We start from the raw sequence: 1,393 nt of genomic DNA, 5'->3' as shown, positions 1-1,393 counted from the left end.
CTGCCTGGCAATATAGTTCTTATAAACTAACACCGCGTCACTAAACTGCTCTTTATTCAACAGGAAGTCTGCATAGCTGGAGCCACTGTTAAAAGAGTTAGCTGATCGCCATTACGTTAAAGCCGGCCAGTTACGCAAGGCTGCTAAGAAACGTTCTGCCAGCAAGCAAAAAACGCTTGATGAGTATACGCTTTCTGCTCGATATAACCGTGCCTTTACCGAGACCTTTCCCAATCATTTAGACTTGCCAGAGCGCCTAGTATTATTGGCTGAGAGCGAGACACAGCTGTCACATTTTCCAGAAGCGATTTCGGCTTTCGAAAGAGCTGGTTATGAGTTCTCAGAATTTTCTGGTCGTAGTGATACGGCTTACGCTTCCGTGCTGCTCTATGATGATTATTTAAATAGCATCAAAGCCTTGCCAAAAGATAAGCTGCCAACAGAGCAAGAGGCAAGGCAAGCTCTTCTGGAAAGCTTAAGTATTAAGCGGGAGCAGGCTCAAATGCGATTTGTTGATATTCACAAGCAAGACAATAGAGCGGTTCCGGTTTTGTACCTCGTGAGCTCTGAGTATTTTGACAGGAAAGATTATCAGGGGGCATTACCTTTGGCTCAGCGCCTGATTGACTGGCCGACTTCGTTTGAAGGTGCGCCCAAGCTTGATAAACAAACCTTATTAGAAAGTAGTTTGATTAAAGCGCACAGTTTGTATGCTTTAAATGACTTTGTTCTGTCAGAAGGTGCGTATCAAGAGGTATTGACCCAGATGCCTGCAAAGGACAAGCGCCGGGCTGCAACAATTGAAAGCCTGGCTGCGAGTGTCTTTAAGCAGGCAGAGGCGAAGTTGGCAGATGGGCAGACTTTGCTAGCCGTTGACGAGTTTCTTCGCGTGGGGCTTGTTGCTCCGACTTCCACCCTCAGAGCCAGCGCAGAATATGATGCCGCAGGTTATTTGATTGAATTAAAAGAATGGCATCGTGCTATCGACGTTATTTCAGACTTCAGAAAGCGTTACCCAAAGCATAATTTACTCGATACGCTGCCTGCTAAAATGGCTTTAGCGTATCGTGAAACAGAACAGTGGGAAGCAGCGGCCGGAGAGTTGCGCATTATGCGTAAGCTGGCAAAAACCGAGCAGGAAAAGCAGGATATTCAGTTTATCGTAGCGGAGCTATACGATAAGGCTGACAACAAGAAAGAGGCGATACTCAGTTACCGGCTTTATGCGAATACCTATGCCGAGCCAGCTGATGTCTATATGGAGGTGACTCATCGTTTGGCGCAACTTTATAAAGAAACGGATAAACCCCTGAAGCGACGTTTTTGGTTAGCTAAACAAATGAAGAAGGTCGATAGCTTGGGTGATGCTGCAGATGACCGCATGCGCTTCTTG

The 1,393-nt window shown here is 46.3% G+C and carries 1 protein-coding gene; it reads left to right on the top strand.

Features of this window, described 5'->3' with window-relative positions; translation table 11 throughout:
• Positions 1–244: 244 nt before the first annotated feature.
• Positions 245–1,393 (top strand): tetratricopeptide repeat protein (locus A3766_RS24380; RefSeq protein ID WP_369808653.1); only part of this gene is annotated, 1,149 nt, incomplete at its 3' end.

This window comes from Oleiphilus sp. HI0132, from assembly GCF_001635845.1.
This window is presented reverse-complemented; position numbering and strand designations above follow the sequence as displayed.